The organism is Dictyobacter aurantiacus (genome assembly GCF_003967515.1).
Classification (GTDB): domain Bacteria; phylum Chloroflexota; class Ktedonobacteria; order Ktedonobacterales; family Ktedonobacteraceae; genus Dictyobacter; species Dictyobacter aurantiacus.
Genome location: NZ_BIFQ01000002.1, coordinates 1,321,681 through 1,341,832 on the forward strand (window position 1 = coordinate 1,321,681; position 20,152 = coordinate 1,341,832).

The following is a 20,152-nucleotide window of genomic DNA, read 5'->3' on the forward strand; positions in this document are numbered from 1 at the left end:
GAGCAGGATCATTAGGATGGTAGTAAAGGCTTGACAGCCTGGCTGGCCGTTTGAAGAGCAGCGGAAGCTGATTTCTGTCCGCTAATCGCGGATTGGAAGGCTTGCTGAACGTAATTGGAGATCTTTGGATAGTTAGGTCCATAGGCGCGCGGTTTGGCCGTTGTCAGAGCCTTAACAAACACCGCCTGTTTGGGATCTTTGATAAAGGCCGGGTCGCTGCCCAGATCCGTACGACTGGGCAGTGTCCCGTTGCCCAGCAGGTAGCTCTTGAGGACGGACTGTTCCTGCGTCCACTTGATAAACTCCCACGCATCGGCCTGGTGCTGGCTGGTCGCGGTGATGGCCCAGTTCTCGCCACCCAGGATAGATGCCGCCTGCTTGCCCTGTGGCAGAGGAACCACATCCCAGTTAAATTTGGCATTCGAGCGGGCTGCGGGCAGGTTCCAGGGACCATTGATACACAGAGCGGATTTGCCGGCGGTCCACTGCGTCATCGCATCCTGCTGTGTCCAGTTCAGGGCGTCCCTTGAGAGCAATCCTTGTTTGGTAAGATCGACCAGGTATTGGAGGGCGGTTGTAGCCTCGGGACTATCCAGCGTGTTCAGGTCCGCGCCAGCTTCCCACAGGAACGGCAGGAACTGGAATGTTCCCTCTTCACTTTGTACCAGGGCCATTGATAGTCCATAGACCCCTTTGGTGGTCAGTTTCTGCGCCGCGCTATGAAGTTCATCCCAGTTTGTGGGAGGTTTGACGCCAGCCTTCTTCAGCATATCCACGTTATAGTAGAGCGCCAGGCAGTTACTGTTGTTGGGAACGCCGTAGTTCTTCCCCTTCCAGGTAGTTGATGTCCAGGGCCCCTTCAGATACTCATTGCCCTGTCCCCAGGTAGAGATCTGTGAGGTCAAGTCGGCGAGGATGCCCATCGAAGAGAATGCCTGATGGTCGGGATTATCGATGATCACGATATCGGGAAGCTGGCGGGCCGCCGCCCCCTGAATAATCTTCTGCTTGAGGTCCGCGAAAGGAATGGCTGTACGCTGAAGCTTTACATTTGGTTTGACTTTGGGGTAGGCGGCCAGAAGCTGTAAATAACCGGCGCCGGGCGGGTTAGAATAATCCCAGATGGTCAGTGTTACGGGTCCAGAACTGGGACTGGCACTGCCAGAAGAGGCGCCACCGCACGCCTCCAGGAGCGTAAATGCCGCGCTGGAACCAATCCCTATAGCTGCGGCCCTTCCCATAAAGGTGCGACGGCTCATACGGCCGGCACTAACCTCGGTTACCATATCTGCCAGATGTGCTCGTTGATTGTGGGTCATCTACGACCTCCTTATCAGGATGATAGCTACCGAAACTCTCTCAGAGGGATATCCCATCCTCTTCTATTGAGGGGTGTTGTTATCATTCAGAAAATCAACTATAACGAGGTATGTCTCCACCATCAAATCCTGTCGCGTTTACCTCCTTTCTTGCTTGCTACCCTTGCTGTAAAGGATCGCTCGAATCACGTATAACCAGGCTACAGGGGAGGCGCACAACGCCGGAGCGTTGCTCACCGGCAAATAGTGCCAGCAGGCTTTCGCCTACATAGCGCCCCACCTGTGAGAGATTCATATCTACCGTCGTTAGGGGGGGACGCGTAGCGCACGCCATCGGCTCCCAGTTGTCAAAACCTACGACCGAGACATCGGCTGGAACACGGATGTTGCGTGCGTGCAACGCTTCGATCGCTCCCCTTGCCAGTTGATCGCTGCCACAGAAAAGCGCGTCGATCGAGGCATCCTGGTCAAAGAGAAAATTCGTCGCCGTATATCCCCAGCTTTCCTGCCAGGGACCCGACAGGACACGGTAATCGGGAAGCGCAATGCCATGCTCGGTAAGCACCTGGCGCATGGCTCCTTCGCGCAAGCGGACCGCCTCAAAATAGCTGGGGCCTGTAATATGGGCGAACTGACGCCGTCCCAGACTGACCAGGTGCTCGGTTGCCAGCCGGGCGCCCTGCGCGTCATCGGGCAGAACGCATAGAGCATTGGAATCGGTAACATGGGTAAAGGCATAGATGATCGGTATGTTTGACCTCCCAATATCAATGGGAGGGCGTGCATCCTCTCGTCGGGCCGACACCACGATTCCATCAACTTTGCGCGCCAGTAGCAGCTGCAGATGCTGTTGCTCGCGGCTCTGGTCGCGTGAATTACAGAGCATAGCTGAGACCGGACGAGACCCAAAGGCATCTTCAATCCCCATCAAGAGGGGAAGGCTAAAGCGTCCATAGCTATCGGTGGTCAATACTCCCACCATGACGCCTTGAGTTGCAGGAACATCCTCTTGCAGACTAAAAAAGCGAAAGCCCAGGCGCAGGGCTTCGGCACGTACACGCTCACGTGTTTCGGGACTTAATTTTCCACGCCCATTAATGGCTTTAGAGGCTGTTCCTAACGTCACACCCGCAGCCTGTGCGACGTCGCGCAACGTGACGTTCTGCCCAGGCTGTGGCGCTAGACCAAATAATTGTTCATCCGGTTCAGACACGAATTATTCTACTTTCCTTGAATGTTAGTATGGAGGAAATATTTCCTAAATAAATAGAAATATATCAACCGCATGATCGAAGATTACCCAATATACATCATGAAGTCAAGCATAAAAGCCACCAAAACTACGTAAATGAGCACACTTATCAAATTCTGTTCGCAAATAATGATTGTTAAAGGAAAGTTTTCCTATATGGAGGGAAAAGCAGCGTGAGGCAGATAAACTATTGGATTCAGATATGGAAAACTACGGCTCTTGGTCACTTTGGGTGGTTACTCCTCGCTTGCCTTCTGCCAGGCCAGCTCGACTCTCAAGCGAGCATATGAGTTGATTCAAGATTTCTTGTTAATGGTCCATAAACGAGAAGGGGCGCGATTAGATGTTTGGCTGAAAAAGGTTGTAGAGAGCGGACTGGAGCAATTGCAAGCTTTTGCTTGTGGGATCGAGAAAGGCAAAGAGGCGGTGAGAATCGGTCTCACCTGGCCGATCAACAATGGTCAGGTGGAAGGCCAGGTGACGAAATTGAAGCTGATCAAGCGTCAGATGTATAGGAGAGTTAGTTTTACCCTTCTTCGTCAACGTGTCCTTCATGTACTCTAAGCTGTTGCTTCCATTCTTCACAAAGAACGGCATAAACCAGAGAATCGTGCCAGATGCCTGTTACCTGGACATTTTGACGGAAGTGAGCTTCACAGCGCATGCCTAATTTCTCTAAGACATGTGCAGAAACACGATTGGTGGCTAAACACCCAGCAACAATGCGATGGAGGCATAACACCTCAAAACCAAACTGGAGCAAGCTGGAAGCGGCTTCTGTTGCGTATCCTTGTCCCCAGAAACGATAGGCAAGACAATAGCCTAGTTCGGCTTCCTGCTTGTCAACAGAAGCGAGCCTGAGCCGACACCACCCAATCAATGACGGGGAAGTTGGAAGCTGAATAGCCAATTGGTAGAGAAGCCGAGGAGACTCTTGCTGGGCTACCATACTGTACAGAATAGTATCACGGGTTTGAGTTTCTGGAAGTGCCTCTAATCCACGTGGTGATTGCACCTTGCTATCCGCATCCACCTCTCGCAATGCGGCAAAATCATCTGGCTGGAACTCGCGGATCAACAGCCGATCTGTCTGTAAGAACATAAAAGCTCCTTTCCCTTTTTCTCCCCTCTTACTCTTACGTCTTTGTAGGGTGCATTTTCTCATGCAGATCAAGCGAAGAGTAAGCCCCTAAAGGGCGTAAGAGCCAAACTATACAGATCTATCAAGATGAGCAAGAGAGAAGAAGTTTTTCGCAGATTCTCATGTTATGCTCCAGGTATGATGTATGAGAGCTACTTATCAAGTGGTCGAAAGGAATGTTGTTGATGAAAGAACCCATTACAAAAATTGATCCGCGTTTTAGCGATCCGCAAGCCGTTGCTACCCCGTGGGAGGAGACGCAGCGCGCGCTCGAAACGGCCCAACTGTTCTGGATCTCAACGATGCGAAGCGATGGACGCCCCCATGTTACTCCGCTCGTCGCGGTATGGCTGGATGGGGCTATCCACTTCTCGACCGGCCCTGAGGAACAGAAGGCTATCAATCTGCGCCAGAATCCGCACGTGGTGTTAACAACCGGCTGTAACGACTGGAAAGAAGGACTTGATGTCATGGTTGAAGGCGATGCCGTTCCATGCACTGATAACGCCATGTTAAAACGCCTCGCCGAGGCGTGGGCCACCAAATGGGATGGGAGCTGGAAATTCGAGGTGCGCGACGGAGCCTTTTACCATCCAAAGGGTGGTAAAGTCCTGGTATTCGCGGTCAAACTAGCAAAAATCCTCGCTTTTAGCAAGGGTTCCTTCAGCCACACGCGCCACCAGTTCTGACTTCACTCCTTATTCAGGGACCGAGGGGGAAGAAGCGCTGCACAGAAAGGATTTGTCAGAAAGACCATAAATTCGCCACTTCTGACTCATAAATCCGCCAGTTCCTTGAGCTTGAATGGATGAGCTAATGCTGATTTTTCGGACACATATATTCGCCTGAAACAGAGATTGACTCATAAAATCGCCTTTTTTTATTGGCCCTGCGCTACGTAAGGTGTCATGAGCCGCAAGGTAGCGGCTACTACATGCATAAGCAGTATCGTCAGTCATCGCTAGTTCCTGATTCTGATAGAGTCGGAACTAGCGCCGTCGTGAAAAGCGCAAAAGCCGATTTTTCAGGCTGTCATCCGGTCAAAAATGGCGCTAGTTCCGTCTCCATGGGGCAATTCGGCACTCGCCTATCAAGATTATCCGCCTGAAAACGATGTAAAATCCGTCAGGGCGAATAGCGCCCGCTCCCCTGCCCTTCATGGCACCTTCCGTAGCGCAGGGCCTTATTATCGAAAAGCGGACGAGAACACATCTTCTCGTCCGCTTTGCCAAAAAGGGAAGAAAGACGCAAAAGAGGTCGCCTGTGTCGTCGGACGCACTCCTAGACTTCTTCCACCTCATATGCTATGGTCCGCAAGCCAGTTCCAGTGCTGCGGGCTAAATTGGCGGCATCTTGCGAGGTGGCCTGGCCTTGGGGCGATTGGCGCGCCTTCTGGAGTGCGTCCATGCTATCCCACTCTAACTCGGCTATCAAATAATAGGGCTCGCCTCCGCCAAGCGTCGTCACACGGCCAATGGTGTAGCGTCGCAGGCCAGGCATTTGCTTGACCAATGGGATATGTACGTCGCGATAGTGGCGCTCAAAGGCCACGGGATCTTCCGGGGTATTCCAGAGTACAATGAATTTGACCATATCGTCCTCACTTTCAGATGGTTCTCTATGAACGTGTTCTACTACGGAACTCATTGTAGCTGACTGGCACCTGGTGGTAGAATGGATATGCCTTCGTGTTAACTGTTCGTCTTGTTTCGTGTTAGCTGTTCGTCTTGTTCCCCCGGTAGGTGAAGACGAAAAGGAGTGAAAAGAACCTGATGCCCCATGCCACGCGGGAGTGGGAACCAGCTTCCCCAGATCAACTGCTTCGTCTCTTGCGTTTGCGACCACGAGCCGGAAGCAAGAAAAAGCTCCGTCAGATCGATCTGGCCGCGCTGGTGGGGGTCGAAACCCGGACCCTGCAACTCTGGGAGAGCGGTGAGCGTTTGCCCAATCCCGATAACTTGCAGCGCTTGATCAGTGTCCTTTTGGCGGAGCACCTCTTGTTGCCGGGAGAGGAGGAACAGGAAGCTCGACGCCTGTGGGAAACCGTTGCTCAGGCGTATGAGGAGCGCCCAGGCACCTACCGTCGCTATCCCTTATTTGACGAGCGCTGGTTCTGCCACCTGTTGCAAGAGGCAACGCACGCGCTAGTAGCGGAAGATGGACCCCACCAGGAAACATACGCAGGAAAGAGCGGCGAGCGCACTGGGTCTGGCATACCATACACGCCCACCAATCTTCGTCCTCACCCCACTGCATTTATTGGACGTGGTCCTGATCTTGCCGAGATCAAGCAGTTCCTGGTAAATACACAATTCGTGACCTTGACGGGCACTGGCGGCTGCGGGAAAACGCGCCTGGCGCAACGGGTCGGTGAAGACATGCGTGAGCAGTATGCCGATGGCGTCTGGCTGGTGGAATTGGCCACCCTCACTGATGCTGCCCTGCTGCCCGATCTCATCGCGACCACCCTGGCGCTTCGGGAACAGCCAGGGCAGACGCTACTGGAGACCCTTGTCGCAGTTTTGCAACACAGACGGATGCTGTTGATCCTGGATAATTGTGAGCACCTGGTAGAAGCTTGCGCCGGCATAGCAGAACACCTACATGCCTCCTGCCCGGAACTTTCTTTGCTGATCACCAGCCGCGAGGCCCTCAACGTTGTCGGGGAGACGGTTTGGCAGGTTGCGCCGTTGGCGGTGCCTGCACGCTCTCTTCAATCAGTGACAGCGGCGCAGATCAGACACACGGAGGCGGTCCAGCTCTTTCTCGCGTGTGCGCGCCTTCTCCTGCCCCATGTCGAGCTGACTGACCAGAATGCCCCGGCGATCGCGTCGATTTGCCAGCACCTCGACGGCATCCCGCTCGCGCTGGAGTTGGCCGCTGCACGGATGAATTTGCTTTCCCTGGAGCAGCTTGCCGAGCGCTTGGAAGATCGTTTCCATCTGCTCACCTCTGGTCGGCGTACGGCATTACCCCGTCACCAGACGCTGCGTGCCACACTGGATTGGAGTTATGAGAGCCTGAGCCAGAAAGAGCAGCGGTTGTTTAGGCGCTTGAGTGTGTTCGCTGGAGGCTGTACATTGGAGGCCATGGAAGCCATCTGCGCCTGGCCCGCAACAGAAACCAAGCCGGCCGAGATGACAATTGAGCCAGAGGAAGTGCTGGATCTTCTCGCCCAGCTCGTGAACAAATCCCTGGTCCAAACTCTCTCAGCCCACTCAGAAGCGAGCCCACACACCCTCCGCTATCGCCTGCTGGAGACGATGAAGCACTATGGGCAGGAACAATTAGAAGCGTGGGCGGGGAAGCCTACGCAGGAACAATTTCTGTTGCAAGAGCGTCATGCCTGGTATTACCTGAGTCTGGTCGAGCAAGCAGATCGCTATCTGCGCAGCAGCGCACGGGAAACCTGGCTGGTGCAGCTACGAGCCGAGCAGGAGAATCTGCGCACCGCCTTGGCCTGGAGTCTCACCTCACAGGGAGATCTAGAGGTGGGCATACGCATCGCGGGCGTGCTCTACTGGTTCTGGTTGCATGAAGGAGCCTGGAGTGAAGGACGCACCTGGCTGGAACAGTTGCTGGCACGAGTGCCACATCACGCCGGGAGTATTCCTCTAGCGCGAGCAGTTCATGGATTGAGCGTCCTGGTCTGGGTTCAGGGGGAACGGCAATTGGCTGAGCACCTGGCACGAAAAGCAGTCGCCCTGGCTCGGCGCAGCGAGGACGATGCCATGGTCGCGACCGCGTTGCGCCTGTTGGTCCAGGTCGAATTGAGTCAAGGGGAACAGAAGACAGCCAGGGAGTTCGCCGAAGAGAGCGTACGATTGGCACGCAAGCAGGGAGACCACTGGAATCTGGCAAGTTCACTGCGCGTACTAGGAACGGTGCTCCAGACGCAAGGAGACTATCTCCAAGCTGAACAGATCTATCAGGAGAGCTTACGTGGCTTCGAGGAGACAGAGGATCACTGGGAGCAAACCGGCCCCATGCGCAATCTGGGGCATCTCGCCTGGATGCAAGGAGAGTATGAGCTGGCTACTCGCTTCTATACCAGGAGCATCGTCCTCTGCCAGGGCATGCGTGGCACCTGGTTCCTTACTCGTAGCCTGGAGGGGCTGGCCAGGGTGGTCTGTGCACAAGGCGATTTCCCGCGCGCGGCCACCCTTCTCGCTGCTGCGGAGAAACAACGCACCTCCTTGGGGGCTGTCGTCCTGCCCACTGAGCACGCCAATTACGATGACACGATCTACTTCCTGCATGCCTCCCTCAGCTCGCAAGCCTTTGAGGAAGCCTGGCACCTTGGCAGTTCGATGAGCAGAGAACAAAGCATGGTCTACGCTCTTGGGGGCGATTCTGGTTCCCTCTCCAAGCGTCCTCTGCGCTAATCCAATTCCTTTGTGTTGCTTTTCGGCCCTGCGCTACGGAAGGTGTCATGAAGGGCAGGGGAGGGGGCGCTGTTCGCTCTAACGGATTTTACATCGTTTTTCAGGCGGATAATCTTGATAGGCGAGTGCCGAATTGCCCCATGGAAACGGAACTAGCGATGATTGACGATACTGCTTATGCATGTAGTAGCCGCTACCTTGCGGCTCATGACACCTTCCATAGCCCGGGCCTTATTGCAGAAAAGAGTCGAATTCCTGCTCAAGATCATGGTAACTCGCCAAAATGAGGCAGTGATATGGGGCAAAACGGCGAAGATATCGTTCTGTCGTCCATTTTTGCCACAAATCATGGGTCTTACTCACACTGAATACCAGCCAGGAAACTGTTGGCTTTTATGCAAAGCCAGATTTTCATACGGTTGCCTTCATGGCCGATGCTACGGTCCCCGCCTGCATCGCTATGATATGGAGCTTATTCTTGATGAGCGATTCCACCAACAACTTGCAGAGTTGCTCACCCGAGGTCATATCTGACCATGTTCAAGAGCTAGAAGCTGCTTGATTTTATCGGCGGTTGCGGAGTTGCGGCGTGGAGTATGGATCAGTAGCCGAAGGTCGCTAGCATCAACAGCCTGGAAAAAGAGAAAATCGAACGTCATTTCTCCCACGAGCGGATGGTGCATTGATTTCTGGCCTTCTGGAACATTGAGCACATCGTGACGCGCCCACAGTTCTCGAAACTCAGGGCTAAGCTGGCTCAATTCCTCGATCCGTTGAGTCCACCAGGGATCTTTGATGAAGCGACCGTATTCAGCACGAAATTGGGCCAGGTACGCACGTGTATGCGCCTCCCACTCTTCATCGGATTGGCTGGAAGGTAATGTGAAAAGTCTCCAGATGATATTTCTTTCTCTTTCTGACATCTTTGCGTAGTCGCCAAAGACAACACAAAAGGCTTTATTCCACGCCACGATATTTAAGCGAGGGTCAACGACGCACGCGGGGATTGTGTCAAGCTGATCGAGAAAGTCCCGTAAGGTCGGACTGATCGTTGGCTGTGAAAAAGTTTCCACGGGAGGAGGTTGTTGGATAGCGAGCAAAAATAGATGCTGGCGTTCATTCGCGTCCAGTTGCAGTGCGCGTGCCAGACTTTCCAGCAGTTGCACCGAGACATTGATGTCTCGCCCCTGCTCAAGCCAGGTATACCACTCAAGGCTGACTCCGGCGAGCATGGCAACCTCGCCACGGCGCAATCCAGGTGTACGCCTGCGAGTCCCTCGTGGTAATCCAACCTGTTCTGGTGATAAGCGAGCGCGGCGGCTGCGTAAGAACTCCGCTAATTCGTGATGACGATCCAACTCCAACTGATTCATGGGCACGTGATAATCTCCGCTCAGTATCGAGGTGTGGCTGTAAATAAACTAGGAGTACCAGTTCCAGGATAAACACCTGTCTCGTTAAGGCCTGTTCCTCATTATACACTATCGATGGTTGAGGTGAGGGAGAGCCATGAAGAGGCAAAGACCAGCGTGAGATCTGCCTTCTTCGACGACATTGAGAAAAAATCGATAGAGGAACAGGAGATAGGATATGTCAAATATCAGTGGAAAAGTTGTCGTTATCACGGGCGCGAGCAGTGGAATTGGTGAGGCGACCGCGCTTTTGCTCGCTGAGCGTGGCGCGACAGTCGTCCTCGGTGCGCGCCGAGCCGACCGCCTTGAGGCGCTGGCGGCACGCATCATAGATGCTGGTGGAAAAGTTGCGTATGCATCCACCAATGTAAAGCGGCGTGACGACCTTTCCAATCTTGTTAGATTGGCGTACGAGCGCTATGGCAAGCTTGACGTGCTCATCAATAACGCCGGCGTGATGCCGATTTCTCCCCTCGATGAGCTACGCGTTGAGGATTGGGAGGAGATGATCGACGTCAACATCAAAGGTGTTCTCTACGGCATCGCGGCGGCACTACCTATCTTTCGTGAGCAGGGATCTGGACATTTCATCAATATCGCTTCGACCGCCGGACATAAGACGGTCCCGAATCAGTCCGTCTATTCCGGGACGAAGTTCGCCGTGCGCGCCATCTCTGAGGGTTTACGCCAGGAGGCTGGTGATAAGTTGCGCGTAACGATTGTCTCGCCAGGCTTTGTCCATACGAACTTCACGGAAGGCGTAACGAATCCCGAGATGCAAGCTCAACTGGCCGCCCAGCGAGACAGATTCGCCATGCCACCGGACGCGGTCGCTCGTGCTATCGCCTACGCAATCGAGCAACCAGACGATATAGATGTTGGTGAGATTATCATCCGTCCCACAGCGCAGGGATAATCAGGCTTTTCATATATGTTGGAGTTGACAGAGTCAGGTAGATAAGTAACGCTTGCTTACCTGGCTGTGTCAGTTCTATGCTATCCACACATTGTTATGATTCATCTCAATTTTTGCATCGCTTTCAAAAATCGTTTGTAATCTCCGAGAATTTTTGGGTTCAGGGTGTATAATAGGTGCCTCGCCACCCATTTCCCAATCCTCAAAACGATTTTCTTCTCAACACGTTTTTTACCCTTCGCATAGCTGCCGTATCCTTTTTATGCCCAAAATAGCCGGATTGGCGTGGCGCCCTTTGTTTGTCTGCCAGTTTTAAGGAGGAGCATTGTGCTTCAGCCAACCAGTTTTTTCACTCACGGTACTTTCAAGCGCCTGATCCAGATTTTTTGTCCATATAGAGGGCGTGTGTTGCTGATTATTGTTCTGATTATGATGAATGCTGTCCTTGGCACCGCTGTTGTTCCTGAAGTTACGAGAATGATTATTGACCAGGCGTTTCCACATAAGGATACTTTGCTGCTTGCCGGGTTGGTACTGGCGCTGATCGCTTTGCCAGTGGTGACTGGCTTGCTCAGTATCGTGACGGATTACGTAAGGGTGACATTGGCACAGTATGTGATGCATGATCTGCGCACCGGTTTATATGCGCGCCTGCAAGCGGTGGCTCTGCGTTTCTATACCACGGAGCGCACCGGTGAGATTATCTCGCGGCTGACCAACGATGTTGATGGAGTGAGCAATGTGCTCAGCACCGGTTTAAGCGAGACCCTATCCAACTCCATCGCGATGCTGACGACGCTGATTGTGATGTGGAGCTTGAATATGCCGTTGACGCTGCTCTCCCTGGGGCTGACTCCTATTTTTGTTTATCTGGCTCCACGCGTGGGTGCGGTTATGCGTGGTGCCAGTAAAGAGAGGCAGCAGACGCTGGCCGATATGGTGTCCCTGCTAGAAGAGACGCTTACTGTCAGCGGCGCTCTGCTGGTTAAGGGATTTGGCAGGCAACGTGTTGAGACGGCACGCTTCAGTGCGGCCAGTCAGCGGCTGGTTGCTATTCAGGTGCGCCAGACGATGATCGAACGCTGGTTTCTCTTGAGTTTCCATATCTTTTTCAATATTGCCCCGGCGCTGGTCTACTATGTCGGAGGTTTACAGGTCATTGGTGCGCGTCTCAGCCTGGGATCATTGGTTGCCCTTATCGCGCTGCAGAGCCAGTTCTTTCCAACGCTGCGTCAGGTGCTTAGTATTCCAATCGATGTCCAATCGGCGCTTGCCCTCTTTGAGCGTCTGTTTGCCTATCTCGACCTCCCAATCGAGATCGTTGATCGTTCCGACGCCAGGACGCTTCCCCATATCAATGGACATCTTCGTTTTCGTCATGTGAGCTTTAGCTATCGACCGGAACAGCCAGCGCTGATAGATATCGACTTTGAGAGTCAACCGGGCCAGATAGTGGCCCTGGTGGGTCCTAGTGGCGCAGGTAAGACAACGGCAGCCTATCTGGTGCCTAGATTCTATGAGGTGGAGAAGGGGATGGTAGAGATTGATGGTCATGATGTACGCTCTGTAACGCAGGAAAGCCTGCTGCAGCATATCGGGATCGTAACACAGGAAACGTATCTACTCAACGCAACGATACGTGAGAATATCGCCTATGGGCGGCCCGAGGCATCCGATGAAGAAGTGATGGCCGCTGCACGGGCCGCGCAGATCCACGAGCGTATCCTGCAGTTGCCTGAAGGCTATCAGACAGTGGTTGGTGCGCATGGCTATCTTCTCTCGGGTGGTGAGAAGCAGCGCATTGCCATTGCCCGCGTCTTGCTCAAAAATCCGCGTATATTGATACTGGACGAGGCGACCAGCGCCCTCGATACCCGTTCTGAGCGCCAGATCCAGACAGCGCTCACGGAACTGCAGAAGGGACGCACGACGCTGGCGATTGCCCACCGCCTCTCGACGATTCTCTCTGCCGACCTGATTCTGGTCATGGATGCGGGCCGCATAGTCGAGCGTGGCATGCATGCCGAACTGCTCCAGCAAGACGGCCTCTATTCCCGACTCTACGAGGAGCAGTTACAATCACGCTAAGCTTTGCTGCTTCAAATATACCGCCGGTTTTATACAGCCGGAGTTGGTTCGTGCAGGGGGAGTACCTGGCAGGCCGAGGGCGGGAACGAGAGCGTTACCTGCTGGTTTGTATGGAAGTTGTGCGCCTGTTGATTCGGAATATCAGCCAGGAGCGTGTTGGCTTCAGAGGTCTGGACATGGAAGCGCGTGAATGGACCCAGAAATGTACGCAGCGTGATGGTACCGGAGATCTGGTTTCGCATGTCTGGCGTACTTGCTGTGGTTCCATTCGTTTGCTGCAATATGACAGCCTCTGGACGCACAAGAATTAATGCCGGCTCGTTTTTTGTGAGCTGTAATGGTGTTGGGACGTGCAGGAGCTGGTCGCCGACACGGCAAATCCCATCCTCTGTGGACTCAACCAGTCCCTCAAAGCGATTACTGATGCCAACAAAGGTGGCAGCGAAGACCGAGCGTGGCTGATTGTAGATGGTTTCAGGCTGATCCAGCTGTTCGATCTTGCCTTTAGCGATGACGGCGATACGATCTGAAATAGCCAGAGCCTCCTCCTGGTCGTGGGTCACATAGATAGCCGTGATCTTCAATTGTTGCTGGATGCGGCGGATCTCATTGCGGAGCGAAACGCGCACCCTGGCATCAAGTGCCGAAAGGGGTTCATCTAGCAGGAGGAGCCTGGGTTCTACGGCCAGTGCGCGCGCGATGGCGATACGCTGCTGCTGACCGCCGGAGAGTTGATGTGGAAAATTTTCGCCCTTCTCGCTCAGACCGACCAGTTCCAGCAATTCAGCGCAACGCTGGCGAATAACACTCTGGGGCTGGCGTCTGATACTCATGCCGAACGCGATATTTTGTGCCGCAGTCATATGTGGAAACAGAGCGTATGATTGAAAAACCATGCCTATCGGTCGTTTATTGGCAGGCATCCTGGTAATATCGGTACCATCGAGTGAGATTGTACCCTCGACTGGCGTTTCAAAGCCCGCGATCATGCGCAATATGGTCGTCTTGCCGCAGCCGCTGGGCCCAAGGAGCGTTAAGAACTCCCCCTGCTCAACCTGGAGATCGACCTGGTCAACGGCAGTGTGCCGTCCGAAGCGTTTTGTAATATGCTCTAAAGCAAGAAATGCCATGAGATGTTCCTTCTTATTTTGTTGCAACAATGTCTAGACTGGCGCTATCTTTTGTACCACCAGACCTGCGTCTCACCAGCAGAAGCATTGCGAGGACACAGATCAGTGTTAGCGTGAAGCTTACTATCGTGAGCGAGGCAGCTTTATGCGGATCACTTTGTCCCGTTACATTCAGATAAATGGGAAACGTCGTAATGCTAAACAGGCTGGCCAGAGTGAATTCGCCCATAGCGGTAGAAAAGGTCAGGAGTGCCGCGCTAATCACACCCGGTAGAATATTGGGGAGAATAATGGCGAAGAACGTTTTCCACCAGCCGCAGCCAAGGCTATAGGCCGCCTCCGTCAACGTCTGCGTATTGATGGCGCGCAAGCTATTGTCAATCGGACGATAGACGAAGGGGAGAGAGATAATAAGGTACGCGCACACCAGCAAGGGAGGTGTATTAATAACGTTGAATGGAGGATTGCTCAGCAGAGGTACCAGTCCAAACGAGAGAATACTGATCAGCGTATTGGGGGTACCATAGACCTGAACCAGTCCCAGCGCCATCACGATCGCGGGCATCGCGAAAGGGACGAGCGCCAGAATATCCATGATAGGGCGAGCCTGGGGAAGGCGCGTCTGTACCCAGTACGCGGTTGGCGTCACGACGATAATTGTTAGAAACGTCGTTGCCAGTGAGAGTCCGAGTGAGAACAACAATGTCTGATAAAAATCACCATCACTGAAAATCTGTTGATATGAGCTAAGATCGATACTTTTTCCATTGGAGATACCAAAGGCGAACGCTGTCCCCAGAGGTATCAACAGATACAGCAAGACCAGAATGAGCACCAGCGTATCGATACCGAAGTATATACGTTTCTCGGGACTGGCACCCATAGCAGGTAGTGATGGAGAGGCTTTGCGTGCGGAAAGACTCATTGAATATACCTTCTCCTCTTCATTCATATAGACGTTTTCTACTTCCCTTGCCATCTACTCACCCGGCGCAACATTGCCGTATAGAGTGAGAATGCGACAAGGAGAATGACGATCATGCCAACCGCCAGTGCATCGCCGAGTCCTGTATCGATATTCACATTGCCGTTGACAACAAAGCTGATCAGAATGGGCACCAGATTGATCGCACCCTGTGCCAGTGCATAGGCGGTCGCGAACGCAGCGAATGCATTGGCGAAGAGCAGCATGGCGGCAGCGATCAAAGACGGAAACAGGATTGGGAGAGCGATTCTGAACCAGTAGGTTATATTTGATGCTCCCAGGCTAGTTGCCGCTTCACGCCATTGCGGACGCAGCGCATCGAGCGCTGGCAGCGTGATCAATATCATCAGAGGCAGTTCAAAATAGCTATATGTCAGTACCAGTCCCCAGAACGAATAGACGCTGAAATTAAGGGTATGATACAGGTCGATGTGGAACCAGTTCAGCAGGAAGACAGTCACAAAGCCGGTAACGCCGAGCGTCGAAATAAAAGCGAAGGCCAGCGGGACGCCCGCGAAATTAGCAGCGATACTTGAAAAGGCGACAACGATATTGCGTACCCAGTTCGCGCGCACCTGGTAGAGTCCGTAGGCCGCGAAAAAACCGAGCACCGTACTGATCACAGCCGTAACGAGGGATAGTGAAATGCTGGTCTGGAAAGCGTGTAGATTGCTGGGCTGTGAGAATATACGCTGATAGTTATTCCAGGTAAACGCGCCAGTATCACTATTGGTAAAGCTGCCCTCGATCACCATAACGGCCGGCAGAATCTCAAAGAGCAAGCAGAAGAGCGCGAAAGGTATAAATCCCAACCAGTTTGTAAGGGTGAGACTCCATGGCTGGTTTCTATTCATCGTAGATCGTTTGGAACTGGTTGCCAATGATGGTATGGTGACCTCCGTTTCAGCTCTATCAGTGGAGCCGGGTAGCTGCATTACGCTTTCTCCTGAAATCGAACGCCGTAAGGCATACTATCTCTGGTTGCGACAACCAGAGATAGTATTGTTTATTTTGGAGTAGAAATGATGTAGATAGAGACATTACTGACCAAGGACCTGCGATTGCCAGTTCTGGCTCAGAGCCTGGGTCGCGGCACTCAGTTTCGTTGTGTCGCTGACAAACTTCACATTCTTATACTCATCAGCCGAAGGCAGCTTCGCCGCCAGGTCAGCTGGGATTTTGCCAGCAGCCTGCAATTTCTGGTAGCGTGCCGGATGGGCATAGCCCTTCAGATAGAAAAGCTGACCCTCATCCGAGAAGATATACTCATTCCAGAGGCGGGCCGCGTAAGGATGTGGAGCGTATTTATTGATGATCGAGATGTAAGGTCCCGCGATTGAGCCATCGCTTGGAATAATAACTTTCAGATTCGGGTGGCTTGAGGCATATTTATCGCGGAAGCCCAGACCCAGGTAGTCCCACATTATGCCGATAGCAACCTCGCCCTTAACGATATTTGCTTCACTGGAGCGTGCAGGCGTAAAGTTACCTTTTTTCTTCAACTGCGCGAAGAAATCAATACCGGGTTGAATGCTATCAAGGTTTCCGGTCTGAGCCAGGGCAGCAGAGTAGACCGCGTAGAGCGCATCGGTAGCCTGGCGGGGATCGCCATCGATACCAACCATATTTTTGTAATTGTTATTGAGCAGATCTTTAAAAGACGTTGGGGGATTCTTTACAATATCGGTATTGACCACAAAGGACTGCGCGCCCCAGTATTCCGTACACCAGTTACCTTTGGGATCCTTTAGCTCGTCGGGAATGTCATCCCAGTGGGCATGCTTGTATGGGCTAACGAGACCCTGCTTAATTACCGTGGGGCCAAAGGAAAAACCGACATCGCCGATATCTCCATATGGATGATTCTTTGACTGCTTAAATACCTGGATCTCCTGCGCTGAGGAATATTCGGCATCAGCTTTGTAGTCCACCGGCACATATTGGGATGCGTAATTTTTCAAAATATCAGCGTAGTCGGCCCATTCTGGTGGGATGCCCACTGCCTGCATGCCACCTTCTTTTTTCGCATTCGCGATAAGGGTTTTCATATCGATAGGACCAGACATGTTGACATCAGAAGCAGCATTTGTAGTAGCTGTATTTGTGTCACCGCACGCCGCCAGAAATGTAGCGAATGCAGATGCAGAAAGGCCCAGTGCCCCGGCACGTTTCAAAAAACTGCGACGATCCTGTGTTTCAAATAAAGTACGTACAACCTCTTGTCCAGAAATTCTCATGAAATACCTCCAGATATGTGAAGAAAAATAGAATTGTATGTTAGCTGTAAAGACAGAATAAAAGAATTACTTAAAGAAGGGTCCATTTATTGCCTGCCTCTAACTTCTAGCTGAAGCATAGCACTCGAAATTTAATGTAAGGTTAAACCAATGTAATGTTTGCCAGCGTTAATGCTGAGTTTGTCAGTAATACGAGCTGTCATTATGCTCGGAACTAACCGCTGTCCCTCCTGGCCCATGTACTAGCGAGCAATGAGAGAAGTTGAGTGATTTTTTGTAATAGTCATCCTTTATGATTGTTTCTGATATATTAAGCTCTATCTGCATGAATGGATATAACAAAGGAGCGCCATAAGAATGAATGCATTTCTGGCAGGTGAACATATTCTGTTGCGTCCACTTGAGATGGATGATCTGGAAGCCTTTGCGGGCTGGTTTATGGATCGGGAGGCCACGAGATACTCGATGGGGGTGTGGTTGTTTCCGTGGTCGCGCTATGAAACGGAACAGTGGTTGAAGCGCACGTTGCTAGATAAAGAGACGCTCTCGCTTGGCGTGGTGGAAAAAGAGGGAGGCTCACTGATTGGATATGCTGGGATCGCCTCAATCAGTCTGGTGAATCGTTCAGGGGAGTACTATATTTTTCTGGGAGCGAAAGAGAGTTGGGGCAAAGGGTATGGAACGGAAGTGACGCGCCTGATCGTCGACTATGGATTCGCCAGCTTGAATCTGCACCGCATTATGCTGACGGTCTCTGAATCAAACATCGCCGGAGTGAGAGCGTATACGAGGGTGGGTTTTCAGCAGGAGGGTGTCTTGCGTGATGCATGCTACCGTGATGGTGCCTATCATGACAAGCTGGTCATGGCTATTTTTCGTCCCTCCTGGGAGGCCAATCGCGCTGCGCAGGCGAACGGGGAGGCAAGAACGTAATGAAGTATAGACTGGTAGTGTTTATGACTACCAGTCTATACTTCATGCAAGACCGAAATCTCGCAAAGTGTTCGATAAGCCCTCAGGCTGTCTTCGTCCTTTGCATGTCGAAAGTGATGGGCAGGTGCTTGAAGCCGAAGAGGAAACGGCCTTCAAACAGTTGGGCGCCGCTCCAGTCAACGTGCAGGTTGGGCAGCTGTTTGAGGATGATCGGCAGCGCGACCGCCGCCTCCATGCGCGAGAGCGGCGCACCGATGCAGAAGTGGATGCCGTGACCAAAGGCGACGTGCTTGTTAGGGGTGCGCGTAATGTCAAAGCGTTCGGGCGCGGTGAACTGCTGGGGATCACGGTTGGCCGAGGCCAGCCAGGCGAAGACTGCCGCATCCTTCGGGATGGTTATCCCGGAGAGCGTTACTTCTTCTTTCGTGGTCCGGATCAGGCGCCAGACGGGTGAGGCGTAGCGCAGGACCTCTTCCACGGCGGACGGTATCAGTTCGGGCTCTTTATAGAGCTGCGCCAGCGCGTCGGGATGCTCATCGAAGCAGCGGATGGCTTGACCGAGGAGATTGGTGGTAGTAACGTGTCCGGCCAGGAGCAGGAGGGTACAGAAACTGATGGTGTCATCCATGCTCAGATGCTGACCATCAACCTCGGCTTGCAACAGAGCGCTCATCATATCATCGCGTGGCTCGCGTTTGCGCTCCTCAAGCATGCGCTCAAAGTAGTCCGACATCTCCTCAAATACGCGTCCGAGGCGCTGCAGCTCTGGATTATTGCGCTGCTCTTCGGCTGATCTGAACACTTCGGCATCGCTCAACTGACGTCTGAGTAGCCCATCGGCCCAGGTCTGGAAGAGCGGTCGATCGCTGACGGGCACCCCCAGCATCTCGGCGATCACGATCGTCGGGAGCGGATAGGCGATATCATTGGCGAAATCCATACCGCCACCGGCGGCCGCCTTATCAAGCAGTTCCTGCGTGATCTGGGCGACGCGGCCGCGCAGCTTATCGATCGCACGTGGGGTGAAAGCGGATGTGACCAGATTGCGATATTGCCGATGCTGAGGTGGGTCCATCGCGATAATACTTCGCCCGGTGCGTGGTGGACGCTCATTGTTAGAGTGAGCAGTCGCCGCGATCACTTCGCGCTGTATCCTGCGCTCAGACGAAAAACGCTGGTAATCGGTAATCACCGTGTTCACATCATCATAGCGAAACACATGCCAGCACTTGCTCTCCTCGTCCAGCCAGACGGGCAGCGTCTGGCGCATCTGCTCAAACCACTGATACATTTTCTGGCTATCTTCCACAGTTGATAGGGTTGGGATCATCATAGAAACCTTTCTTACTGTATATCTCTAAGGTCACATGGATGAAATGTTCAGATTAAAGATGCTGATGGACGTATTACGATATCCTTCAAAAAGAATACGCTCGATGGATGCTACGGGTTCCTTTGTGAAATGGAATCATAGAGCATCTGTTACTACTGTAGCACATATGTATAAAGAATGTATAGCAGGCGAAAAAACCATGATAACTATACTGCACCGGTTCATGATGCGGCGCATAGTCAACATGGGTTAAAATTAACCTTGATTCTATATACTTACGTAAATCTTCCTTTGAGCGGTGTTATGTCAAGAGAATGAGTTCGGGTGGAATGGGTTGGTCTGTGAGGCAGGGGTGGACTGTGGCGCTGAAGAGTACAGGACGATGGAGATTCCAGGAGTGTTCCTCTTGATAGACCAGGATGGCGCTATAACCGTTTTCTTCCCTCTTCGAGAGAATGATATAGTGAGAAAAAAGCTGATCAGCAGCGTCGCGATGCCAGGCATGCAAAGCGGTGTTGTGCGACTTTACCCCAATTGAGCTGATAGAGGGATCTTATGGATGAGGCAAATATTACTCTGCGCGTTGAAGCCAGGATGGTGGGGAAGAAGAGGCCGCTGGATGCACCATGGCAAGTGATGCTCTCCCCCGATTTGTTATCTCCTGATGAAGATAGTAGACAGGTTTTGCGGCTTCGCGACCTGATCGCGGCGCTGGTACGTTCAGAAGTGCAGACCTTTCAGTCACGCCAGCAAGAGCGGCGCGTGCTTCATATTTTAAGCGCGCAGGAGATCGATGAGGCCGTCCTGATGGGCAAGATCAGTATGGGTGGAGACGATGAGCGGGCACCTGTCGCGGTTGATGAGGATGAGGCGGTGCGCGTGGCGCTTCAGGGTTTTACTGATGGCATCTACCTGGTTTTTATCGATGGGAAACCCTATAGAGAACTGGATGCCCCGGTTCAGGTGCATCAGAAGAGTTCCCTGCTCTTTATTCGACTTGTAGCGCTGGTAGGAGGTTGAA

17 protein-coding genes and 1 pseudogene are annotated in these 20,152 nt (G+C 52.7%); 7 read left to right on the plus strand and 11 right to left on the minus strand.

What is annotated here, in order from left to right; translation table 11 throughout:
- Positions 1 to 11: 11 nt before the first annotated feature.
- Positions 12 to 1,319, minus strand: a complete 1,308-nt coding sequence (locus tag KTT_RS30245) for an ABC transporter substrate-binding protein (RefSeq protein ID WP_126601408.1) — start codon at positions 1,317 to 1,319, stop codon at positions 12 to 14.
- 157 nt (positions 1,320 to 1,476) lie between these two features.
- Entirely contained in the window at positions 1,477 to 2,532 is a 1,056-nt protein-coding gene (locus tag KTT_RS30250) for a LacI family DNA-binding transcriptional regulator (protein WP_126601409.1), read from the minus strand.
- Between the two features lie 288 nt (positions 2,533 to 2,820).
- Here KTT_RS30250 and KTT_RS30255 point away from each other — a divergent pair.
- Positions 2,821 to 3,135: pseudogene (locus KTT_RS30255) on the plus strand (transposase); the annotation flags it as partial.
- Here KTT_RS30255 and KTT_RS30260 read toward each other — a convergent pair.
- Positions 3,098 to 3,673 carry a GNAT family N-acetyltransferase gene (locus KTT_RS30260; RefSeq protein ID WP_160146233.1) on the minus strand — a complete coding sequence of 192 codons (576 nt, stop codon included), beginning with the start codon at positions 3,671 to 3,673 and terminating at the stop codon, positions 3,098 to 3,100. The pseudogene KTT_RS30255 and the gene KTT_RS30260 overlap by 38 nt on opposite strands.
- Positions 3,674 to 3,897: 224 nt before the next feature.
- On the opposite strand from KTT_RS30260, the gene KTT_RS30265 reads away from it, so the two are divergent.
- Positions 3,898 to 4,401, plus strand: a complete 504-nt coding sequence (locus KTT_RS30265; protein ID WP_174844812.1) for a pyridoxamine 5'-phosphate oxidase family protein — start codon at positions 3,898 to 3,900, stop codon at positions 4,399 to 4,401.
- A gap of 9 nt (positions 4,402 to 4,410) precedes the next feature.
- Here KTT_RS30265 and KTT_RS30270 read toward each other — a convergent pair whose 3' ends face one another.
- Together KTT_RS30270 and KTT_RS30275 are read right to left on the minus strand one after the other, a co-directional pair.
- Positions 4,411 to 4,671 carry a hypothetical protein gene (locus KTT_RS30270; protein WP_126601412.1) on the minus strand — a complete coding sequence of 87 codons (261 nt, stop codon included), beginning with the start codon at positions 4,669 to 4,671 and terminating at the stop codon, positions 4,411 to 4,413.
- A 322-nt stretch (positions 4,672 to 4,993) separates the two neighbouring features.
- Positions 4,994 to 5,305 (minus strand): EthD family reductase, encoded by a 312-nt coding sequence (locus tag KTT_RS30275; RefSeq protein ID WP_126601413.1) that lies wholly within the window; start codon positions 5,303 to 5,305, stop codon positions 4,994 to 4,996.
- A gap of 179 nt (positions 5,306 to 5,484) precedes the next feature.
- Between KTT_RS30275 and KTT_RS30280 the strand changes: the two genes are divergently transcribed.
- The gene (locus tag KTT_RS30280) at positions 5,485 to 8,097 is read left to right on the plus strand and encodes an ATP-binding protein (protein ID WP_126601414.1); all 2,613 of its coding nucleotides are present in this window, start codon (positions 5,485 to 5,487) and stop codon (positions 8,095 to 8,097) included.
- A gap of 524 nt (positions 8,098 to 8,621) precedes the next feature.
- On the opposite strand, the gene KTT_RS30285 is transcribed toward KTT_RS30280, so the two are convergent.
- Positions 8,622 to 9,470 (minus strand): helix-turn-helix transcriptional regulator, encoded by an 849-nt coding sequence (locus tag KTT_RS30285; protein WP_126603262.1) that lies wholly within the window; start codon positions 9,468 to 9,470, stop codon positions 8,622 to 8,624.
- Positions 9,471 to 9,687: 217 nt separating this feature from the next.
- Between KTT_RS30285 and KTT_RS30290 the strand changes: the two genes are divergently transcribed.
- Complete coding sequence (locus KTT_RS30290; protein ID WP_126601415.1) at positions 9,688 to 10,425, plus strand: SDR family oxidoreductase; 738 nt, start codon at positions 9,688 to 9,690, stop codon at positions 10,423 to 10,425.
- Between the two features lie 327 nt (positions 10,426 to 10,752).
- Complete coding sequence (locus tag KTT_RS30295) at positions 10,753 to 12,513, plus strand: ABC transporter ATP-binding protein (RefSeq protein WP_126601416.1); 1,761 nt, start codon at positions 10,753 to 10,755, stop codon at positions 12,511 to 12,513.
- Between the two features lie 29 nt (positions 12,514 to 12,542).
- On the opposite strand, the gene KTT_RS30300 is transcribed toward KTT_RS30295, so the two are convergent.
- The 4 genes from KTT_RS30300 to KTT_RS30315 all read right to left on the minus strand — a co-directional run bounded on the left by KTT_RS30300 (position 12,543) and on the right by KTT_RS30315 (position 16,865).
- On the minus strand, positions 12,543 to 13,643 hold the full coding sequence (locus KTT_RS30300; protein ID WP_126601417.1) for an ABC transporter ATP-binding protein: 1,101 nt from the start codon (positions 13,641 to 13,643) through the stop codon (positions 12,543 to 12,545).
- Positions 13,644 to 13,656: 13 nt separating this feature from the next.
- Positions 13,657 to 14,568, minus strand: coding sequence for an ABC transporter permease (locus KTT_RS30305; protein WP_160146234.1), 912 nt, complete (start codon positions 14,566 to 14,568; stop codon positions 13,657 to 13,659).
- 38 nt (positions 14,569 to 14,606) lie between these two features.
- Positions 14,607 to 15,563: an ABC transporter permease gene (locus tag KTT_RS30310; protein ID WP_126601419.1), complete on the minus strand. Its 957-nt coding sequence runs from the start codon at positions 15,561 to 15,563 to the stop codon at positions 14,607 to 14,609.
- A gap of 105 nt (positions 15,564 to 15,668) precedes the next feature.
- On the minus strand, positions 15,669 to 16,865 hold the full coding sequence (locus KTT_RS30315) for an ABC transporter substrate-binding protein (RefSeq protein ID WP_126601420.1): 1,197 nt from the start codon (positions 16,863 to 16,865) through the stop codon (positions 15,669 to 15,671).
- Between the two features lie 357 nt (positions 16,866 to 17,222).
- Between KTT_RS30315 and KTT_RS30320 the strand changes: the two genes are divergently transcribed.
- The gene (locus KTT_RS30320) at positions 17,223 to 17,798 is read left to right on the plus strand and encodes a GNAT family N-acetyltransferase (RefSeq protein WP_126601421.1); all 576 of its coding nucleotides are present in this window, start codon (positions 17,223 to 17,225) and stop codon (positions 17,796 to 17,798) included.
- A gap of 82 nt (positions 17,799 to 17,880) precedes the next feature.
- Here the strand turns inward: KTT_RS30320 and KTT_RS30325 are convergent, their stop codons facing one another.
- Positions 17,881 to 19,131 carry a cytochrome P450 gene (locus KTT_RS30325; RefSeq protein ID WP_126601422.1) on the minus strand — a complete coding sequence of 417 codons (1,251 nt, stop codon included), beginning with the start codon at positions 19,129 to 19,131 and terminating at the stop codon, positions 17,881 to 17,883.
- A gap of 555 nt (positions 19,132 to 19,686) precedes the next feature.
- Between KTT_RS30325 and KTT_RS36590 the strand changes: the two genes are divergently transcribed.
- Entirely contained in the window at positions 19,687 to 20,151 is a 465-nt protein-coding gene (locus KTT_RS36590) for a hypothetical protein (protein ID WP_174844813.1), read from the plus strand.
- Position 20,152 lies beyond the last annotated feature (1 nt).